This window comes from Streptomyces sp. NPDC048275 (assembly GCF_040652275.1).
Classification (GTDB): domain Bacteria; phylum Actinomycetota; class Actinomycetes; order Streptomycetales; family Streptomycetaceae; genus Streptomyces.
Genome location: NZ_JBEZLR010000182.1, coordinates 1 through 8,398 on the forward strand (window position 1 = coordinate 1; position 8,398 = coordinate 8,398).

The 8,398-nt window shown below is 69.8% G+C and carries 5 protein-coding genes; 3 read left to right on the top strand and 2 right to left on the bottom strand.

Annotation, left to right across the window (positions count from 1 at the left end; genetic code table 11):
- Positions 1 to 206: 206 nt before the first annotated feature.
- On the bottom strand, positions 207 to 863 hold the full coding sequence (locus tag AB0D57_RS46485) for a DsbA family protein (RefSeq protein ID WP_362088571.1): 657 nt from the start codon (positions 861 to 863) through the stop codon (positions 207 to 209).
- A 157-nt stretch (positions 864 to 1,020) separates the two neighbouring features.
- On the opposite strand from AB0D57_RS46485, the gene pepN reads away from it, so the two are divergent.
- The 3 genes from pepN (at position 1,021) to AB0D57_RS46500 (ending at position 6,162) form a co-directional block, all read left to right on the top strand.
- Entirely contained in the window at positions 1,021 to 3,600 is a 2,580-nt protein-coding gene (gene pepN / locus AB0D57_RS46490; protein ID WP_362088572.1) for an aminopeptidase N, read from the top strand.
- Positions 3,601 to 3,857: 257 nt separating this feature from the next.
- The gene (locus AB0D57_RS46495) at positions 3,858 to 4,910 is read left to right on the top strand and encodes a hypothetical protein (RefSeq protein ID WP_362088573.1); all 1,053 of its coding nucleotides are present in this window, start codon (positions 3,858 to 3,860) and stop codon (positions 4,908 to 4,910) included.
- 493 nt (positions 4,911 to 5,403) lie between these two features.
- Positions 5,404 to 6,162, top strand: a complete 759-nt coding sequence (locus AB0D57_RS46500; protein WP_362088574.1) for an MHYT domain-containing protein — start codon at positions 5,404 to 5,406, stop codon at positions 6,160 to 6,162.
- A gap of 7 nt (positions 6,163 to 6,169) precedes the next feature.
- On the opposite strand, the gene AB0D57_RS46505 is transcribed toward AB0D57_RS46500, so the two are convergent.
- A complete protein-coding gene (locus tag AB0D57_RS46505) occupies positions 6,170 to 7,942 on the bottom strand; it encodes a TIGR03767 family metallophosphoesterase (RefSeq protein ID WP_362088575.1) in 1,773 nt (590 codons plus the stop codon).
- Between the last annotated feature and the right edge of the window lie 456 nt (positions 7,943 to 8,398).

An 8,398-nucleotide genomic window follows, 5' to 3' on the forward strand; every position in this document is an offset into this window, starting at 1 on the left:
ATCATCCGTCAGGACCACTTCGACCGTCGGCCGACCCATACGCGCCATGAGCCCAGCATACTTCTACGGCTTTCCTAAGACTCAGGACACTAGGAGTGTCCTGAAGATCTTGGAATCGCGCCCGGCTTGCACCAGTTCATGGCGATTGACATTTACCGGCAATTCGAGGCGAGCCGGGCGGCCGGAGCAAGATCTTCATCGGTCTTCTAGAGGTTGCTGAAGTCCGGCCCCGCCGTCCGCGTCCGCTTGATCTCGTAGAAGCCCGGGGTCGAGGCCACGAGCAGCGTGCCGTCCCAGAGCCTGCCGGCCGCCTCACCCTGCGGGGCCGGGGTGACGACCGGGCCGAAGAAGCCGACCTGCTCGCCGTCGGCGCCCGGGACCGCGATCACCGGCGTGCCGACGTCCTGGCCGACCTTCTCGATGCCCTCCTTGTGGGAGGCGCGCAGCTCGGAGTCGAACTCGAAGTCCTCCTGGTCGGCGTAGTCGATCAGGTCGGCGGGAAGGCCGACCTCGTCGAGGGCCGCCACGATCGCCTCGCGGGTCGGGCCCTGGCCGTCGTTGTGGAAGCGGGTGCCGAGCGCGGTGTAGAGCGGGCCGAGGACGTCATCGCCGTGCTTCTGCCAGGCGGCGGTCACGACGCGGATCGGCTGCCACGCGGTGGTGGCCAGCATCTCGCGGTACTCCTCGGGCAGCTCGTCCAGCTTGGGCTCGTTCAGCACGGCGAGGCTCATGATGTGCCAGCGGACCTCGATGTCCCGGACCTTCTCCACTTCCAGAACCCAGCGCGAGGTCATCCAGGCCCAGGGGCACAGCGGGTCGAACCAGAAGTCGACGGGGGTCTTGGCAGAGGTCGTCTCGGGCATGTCGCTCCTCGGAAGGTGGTCTTTCCTCCAGCCAACACCGGCGGTCGCCCGCCCCATTCCCGGTGTGCGCCCCCGTTCCCGCTGTCCGGCGTCAGGGGCCCATGGCAGGATCGGCCCTGTCCACGTATCGCCATGACACCCCGAAGGAGTGCCGCACGTGCCCGGTGAGAATCTGTCCCGCGACGAGGCCCAGGAGCGGGCGGCCCTGCTGTCCGTGGACGGGTACGAGGTGTCCCTCGACCTGCGATCCGCCGTGGGGGACACCGAGGCCGAGCCGCGCACCTTCCGCTCGGTGACCACGATCCGTTTCCGCTGCGCCGAGCCCGGCGCGGCGACCTTCGCCGACCTGATCGCACCGAGCGTCACCTCGGTCTCACTCAACGGCAGGGACCTCGATCCCGGCGCCGTCTTCGACGGAACACGCGTCCAGCTCGAAGACCTCCAGGCCGACAACGAGCTGGTCGTCGACGCGCAGTGCGCCTACTCCCGCACCGGCGAGGGCATGCACCGCTTCGTCGACCCCGAGGACGGCGAGGTCTACCTCTACACCCAGTACGAGCCCGCCGACTCCCGGCGCGTGTTCGCGAACTTCGAGCAGCCGGACCTCAAGGCGCCCTTCCGGTTCGAGGTGCGGGCGCCCGAGGGGTGGGTCGTCTGGAGCAACGGCGCCGGTGAACTCGGCGACGGCGTATGGCGGTTCGCCGAGACGAAGCCGATCTCGACGTACATTACGGCGTTCGCCGCGGGCCCGTACCACTACGTCACGGACCGCTACTCCCGCACCTTCGACGACGGTACGACGCTGGAGATCCCGCTCGGCGCGATGTGCCGCAAGGGCCTCGCCCCGCACTTCGACGCCGACGACGTGTTCCTGGTGACGAAGCAGGGGCTGGACTTCTTCCACGACCACTTCGACTACCCGTACCCGTTCGGGAAGTACGACCAGGCGTTCGTGCCCGAGTACAACCTCGGCGCGATGGAGAACCCCGGGCTGGTCACCTTCCGCGAGGAGTACATCTTCCGCGGGAAGGTCACGCAGACGGCGTACGAGGGCCGGGCGAACGTCATCCTGCACGAGATGGCGCACATGTGGTTCGGCGACCTCGTCACCATGGAGTGGTGGGACGACCTGTGGCTCAAGGAGTCCTTCGCCGACTTCATGGGCGCGTTCTCGCTGGTGGAGGCGACCCGCTTCAAGGACGGCTGGATCACCTTCGCCAACCGCCGCAAGGCCTGGGCGTACCGCGCCGACCAGCTCCCCTCCACCCACCCGATCACGGCCGACATCCACGACCTCGAGGACGCCAAGCTCAACTTCGACGGCATCACGTACGCCAAGGGCGCGTCCGTACTGAAGCAGTTGGTGGCGTACGTCGGCCGCGACGCGTTCCTCGAAGGCGCCCGCCGTTACTTCAAGCGGAACGCGTACGGCAACACGCGTCTCGGCGATCTCCTCTCCGTCCTGGAGGAGACGAGCGGCCGCGACCTGGCGACCTGGTCGCGGGCCTGGCTGCAGACGGCCGGGGTCAACTCCCTCACTCCGCAGGTGATCCTGAGCGCGGAGGGCCGCGTCACCGAGCTGGCCGTGCTGCAGGAGGCGCCGGAGTCCCACCCCGAAATGCGCCCGCACCGCGTGGCGGTGGGTCTGTACCGGCGCTCGCCCGGCGGCGCCCTGGAGCGGTACGCACGCGCCGAGGTGGACGTCGACGGCCCGCGCACGGTGGTCGGTGAGCTGGTCGGCGCCGACGCCCCCGAGCTGGTCCTCGTCAACGACGACGACCTGACGTACTGCAAGATCCGCTTCGACGAGAACTCGCTGGCCACACTCCGGGACCGGCTCGGCGACATCACCGACCCGCTGGCCCGCGCCCTGTGCTGGTCGGCGCTGTGGAACCTCACCCGGGACGCGCTGATGCCGGCGCGGGACTTCGTGGACCTGGTGCTGCGTTTCGCGGGCCGCGAGTCCGACATCGGTGTGCTCCAGATGCTGCACGCCTGGGTCTACACGGCGCTCACCCACTACGCGGCGCCCGACTGGCGCACCGAGGGCGGGCGGCTCCTCGCCCAGGGTGCCCTGAAGGAACTGCGGCTCGCCGAGCCCGCCGGCCAGCACCAGCTCGCCTGGGCCCGCTTCTTCGCGACGGTCGCCTCCGAAGAGGCCGATCTCCAACTTCTCCGGGGCCTGTTGGAAGGCACCGCGAAGATCGACGGCCTGGACGTCGACCAGGAACTGCGCTGGGCGTTCCTTGAACCGCTGGCCGCGCGCGGCGTCGCGGACGAGTCCACGCTGGCCGCCGAACTCGCCCGTGACGACACGGCCTCCGGCAAGCGCCATCAGGTCCGCGCTCTCGCCGCCCGCCCGTCGACGGCGGTCAAGGCACAGGCCTGGGCGGCGGTCGTGGAGTCCGACGCGCTCTCCAACGCCCTCGTCGAGGCGACGATCGCGGGCTTCGTCCAGCCGTCCCAGCGGGAGCTGCTCGCGCCGTACGCCGCGAAGTACTTCGCCGCGATCGAACGCGTCTGGGCCGACCGCTCCATCCAGATCGGCATGGACGTGGTGAAGGGCCTGTTCCCGTCCCTCCAGGACCCCCGGGCGACGCTGGACGCGACGGACACGTGGCTGACGGCCCACGAGAACGCGGCCCCGGCGCTGCGCCGACTGGTACTGGAGGCGCGGGACGATCTGGCTCGGGCCCTGCGGGCACAGGCGTGTGACGAGGCGGCGACGGCCGGATAGCTCCTGCCGGGTGGGGCACCGATTCCGTCGGTGCCCCACCGTCATGGATCCGCTGATCCCGTTGAGCGCGTTGACGCCGTCGGTCCCACGGTGGTTACGAAATACAGGTATGGAAAGCCGTAACCCGTACCGCTCCCCATCCGGACCAGCGCCTTTCGGCAGTCGAACGCCCGTACTTTAGGGCGAGCTTGTCCGGATTTGCCGACGGGCGTGTAACAGCGGTTAGGGGACGGATCGGACGCGGGAAACCCCCGGTCATGAATCACAACACCCCGCTCTCCCCCCGCCCCCTGCGCCGCCTCTCCGACGTACGGCGGCGCGTACTGACCACCGCCCAGCTGCGCGCCCACGGCGTCACGGCCGCCGGAGCGAACGAGCAGTGCCGGCCCGGCGGCCCCTGGCAGCAGATCCTCCCCGGCGTCTTCCTGCTCCACCCCGGCCCGCCCACCTCCGAGGAACGCCTGCACGCGGTCCTGCTGTTCGCCGCCCGCTCCCCCCTGCCCGACCCGGCCACCGGCATCCCCGCCCAGCCGGGCGCCGAACAGCCGCACGCCCCCCAGCCCTCCACGGACGCGCTGATCACGGGCATGGCGGCACTGACCCTGCACGGCTTCTCGTCGACGCCTCCGCTGACCTCCCTCGACCGGATCGACGTCCTGGTGACGCGCCTGCGCCGGCTCCGCTCGCACGGCTGCGCCCACATCGTCCGCACCGCCGTCCTCCCCGCCCCCTGCTATGTCACCGGCGTCCCGGTCGCCCCCGTCCCGCGCGCCCTCGCCGACGCGGTCGCGGAACTGGAGGACGCGGGCGCGGTACGCCGACTGCTGACCGAGGCGGTACGCGGCAACCACTGCGAACCGGCCGCGGCGGTACGGGAGTTGACCGAGGCAAAGCTGCTGAGCCGTCCGCACGTCGTGGACGCCGTCGACTCCCTCCTCGCCGAGGGCCGGGTGATCGCGGAGGACCGCCTGTACCGGATGGTGCGGGAGTACGGCCTTCCCGACCCGGTGTGGAACGTCGACCTGCGCCTGCCCGGCGGCCCCCACCTCGGCGGCCTCGACGCCTACTGGCCCGAGCAGGCGGTGGCGGTCGAGCTGGACACCCGCGCCCCCCGCCAGGACGAGGACGCCCTCTGGTCGGAGTACGCCCGCAAGCGCGAGCACCTGGAGCGGCTCGGCATCACGGTCGTGTACATCACTCCGCGCAAGCTGCGCGCCGGGCTGGAGCAGCAGGCCACGGTCGTACGCACCGCCCTGATGGCGTCGAACGACCGCGATCCGGCGGCGTATGTCGTGGTGCTTCCCCGGTAGTGACGGACCGGGGAAACGCCAGGAGGGGAGAGGAGGGGCCGCCGGACCGCCGACGGCCCCTCCTCATGCGCGCGGCACGGGCCTGCCTGCCGCGGGCGCCGCGAACGCCCCCGCCGTGACGGCGACGGACCAACTCCCGTTGTCCATATCGGCTTTGCAGGGAGAGCTGGCGGTGTATCGATTCTGCAAACGACAATCCCCATGTGGAGGGAAGATCGCCAAAGTGTGCTTGGATTGTAAACAAGTCAGCCAAGTGACTTGATCTGACCGCTGGACCTCCTGTCCCGCCAGGATCCTGCGATCACGGGGGAGCCGACGACCTCAGGCCGCCCCTTCCGCCCCCGGGGAGGGGCCTCCCGACCGGAGAGCCACTCGCCGAGTCCGCGCCCAGGTCGGCGCGAACCGGACATGAACGTCCACCCCACCACTTCTCGGCACCTCACGCCAGCGGCGCGATGCTGCCGCCTGTCGCCCATGCGAAGGGTTGCCCCCCATGACAGCCACCGTTTCCAATTTCCACTACGGAGCCGTGACCCCGATCGCGGCCTTTCTGATGGCCTGCCTGGGAGCGGCCCTCGGGCTGCGGTGCACGACACGGTCACTGCGGCGCACCTACCGAAGCCGCAGAGCCGGATGGCTGATGCTGGGTGCGGTATCCATCGGCTGTGGCATATGGACCATGCACTTCGTCGCCATGATCGGCTTCAGCGTCGAGGGCTCGCCGGTGAGCTACGACTCGACGTTGACCCTGCTCAGCCTCGCCATCGCCATCGCCGTCGTCTCCGTCGGAGTCTTCCTCGTCGGATACCGGGGCGCCACGCCGACGACCCTGAGCGTGGCGGGTGTCATCACCGGCCTGGGTGTGGCCGCCATGCACTACGTCGGGATGGCCGCCGTCCAGACGCACGGGAGCGTGGAGTACGACGCGCCGACCGTGGTGCTGTCCGTACTGATCGCCGTCACCGCCGCCACCGCGGCCCTGTGGGCGGCGGTCTCCGTTCACTCGCTGTGGTCGAGCATGGGCGCAAGCCTCGTGATGGGCGTGGCCGTGACCGGCATGCACTACACCGGGATGGCCTCCGTCTCGGTCCACATCACCCAGCAGGCTTCGGCCACCCAGTCGTCCACCGATCTGCTGTCGTTCCTCCTTTCCATGCTCGCCGGCCCTGTCGCCGCCCTCGTGATCGCTGCCGTGATCGTCATGTTCGATCCCGATCTCGTACTGGGGGAGGGCGAGTGGAAGGCGGGGTGACGTGGGTTCAGCCCTTCTTCAGCACCAGCTCCGTGTTGCGGTCGCGCGATGTGCCGCTCAGTTCCGGGTTACGGCCCGGGGTGTTGTAGGAGAGTTCGCGGTACAGGGCGGCGAGGCCGGTTTGGGTGAGGTCGGAGTAGTCGGTGCGGTGGGGGGCCGCGGACTCGATGAGGGTGGTGAACAGGGAGAGCGTGCCGTCCTTGTTGTCGACGACCTCGATGATGCGGGCGAGGTGCGGGAAGTCGACGTGCGAGGCGGTGTTGATCTCCCAGAAGGAGCCGTTGTTCGGCGCGGAGTGCGGGATGATCTCGTTCCTGTGGGTGTGGCCGTTCACCCAGGCCAGGACGTTGCGGTACTGGGAGAGGGTGGAGACGACCTCCTCGCCGTCGTGGCGCTTCTCGGCCGGGCGGGCGGGGTCGGCGCGACGGTTGGTCATCGACTTGCTGGTGTGGTGGCTGAAGATGATCGCGTACGAGTCCGCGTTGTCGCGCAGCGTCTTGTCCAGCCACTTCAGCTGGGCCGTGCCGATGGAGCCCAAGTAGTGGCCGCCCGGGTCGGTGGTGTCGAGGCTGATGCCGAGGATGTCGTCGGCGATGCGGAAGGCGTAGTACTGGGTGCCCGCGGCGACGTTCGCCTGCGAGTAGCCGTGGCCGACCGGGCCGGGCCCGGTGTTCGCCGGGTCGAGGTGCGCCTTGAGGTACTCGGCCGGCGTGAAGGGGGCGCGCGACTCGTCCGGGGTGACCGAGCGGAGCTGCCGCGCCTGGGCCTTGAGCAGGTCCCGCAGCTGGGTGCCCTTCGGGTCCTTGTCGTTCTTGATGGCGGCGCGCAGGTCGACGCTCTGCGACGCGGGCAGCGACATCAGCTTCTTGCCGCCGACCGCGAACTCGGCGAGGAAAGAGTCGCCGTGCCGGTAGCAGCCCAGCGGCATCGCGTCGTGGTTGCCGACCGTGGAGTACCAGGGCAGCCCGAGGCCGGGGCTTTGCAGCTCGCGGATGGCGGCGGCCAGGAAACCGTGCAGCTGCGGGAAGCCGCGCTGCTTGTCGGCGTCGCGCAGGGCCGCGTCGGGCTGCCAGTACGTCTTGAGGCCGCTGTTCTGGACGCCCTCGTAGTGGCGCGCATCGCCGCTGTTGGGGCGGATACGGCCACCGCTCATGACCTTCAGGAACCAGTCCAGCTCCGTCTTGGAGTTGTTGTCCGTGTTGTCCCCGGTGGTCATGACGAAGTGCAGCGGGGAACCGGTGACGGGGGCGCCCCGCAGCGAGTTGACCCGCTCGACGAGCGACACGGCACCGTGGACGGTCAGCGACTCCTGCGGGCGCCACGCGTTCACCGCGCCGGAGCGCAGGTACTCGAGCCGCAGCGGGTGCTGGGTGTCGATCAGGTGCAGGTCGGTGAACTGCACGAACGAGGCGAGCGCGGTGCGCCGCTCGGCCCGGCCGGACTTGGCCGCGGCCAGGTCGCCCCGCACCACCCGCTTCCAGGCGGGGCCGTTGCCGAGCCGCTGGTACCCGCCCGAGGCGGTGCGCGGGGCGGCGACGGTCTGCAGGGTGGTGCCGCGCTCGTACGGAGCGAGCGGCGCGGCGGGTGCCTGCCGCGAGACGGCGACGGGCGCCTCGCCCGAGGCGGCGGACTGCGCCTCCCCCGCCGAGGCGGCGTGCGCCTCGGCGTCGGGCCGCAGGGCGTAGCCGACGCCCGCGGAGAGGGTCACCGCCCCGGTGGCGGCGAGAAGCGTACGGCGGTTCATGGCGGCGGCAGTGGCGACAGAGCGTATGCGCGACATGGCGCGATCTCCCCGAGTGCGAACGCTTCGGCAGTGGTCGCGGGGGGCTGCTTGCGGTAACTCCCCGCTCACACTGGATCGTTGGCACTACGGGTGACCTGGACGTTAACTGGGCCACAACGGGCAACGCCGATCGCCGTACGTGGATCTTGGACTACCCTGCGCACCCACGCGCGTCCATGGAGCCCTCCCCGAACGGCTCGGAAGCGGTCACTCCGTGTTCATTTCCCGGGGTTGGGAACTGCTGTCGGTGTATTGAGCAGGAGTGACTTCTGGTGAGTGTGAGTGAGTGCCGGGGCTGGATGTGGTTGTCCGTTGTATGCCGGGGCTTCTCTGTCCAGGGGTGCGTTCCGCCCTTGGCTCTTCGAGAGGGGAACTGGGGTTCTTGGGTCGAATGGGTGACCTTTGCAGGGGTTGCTCGTTGACTGTCGTGACGGGGGTCTTCGGCCGGTCGGG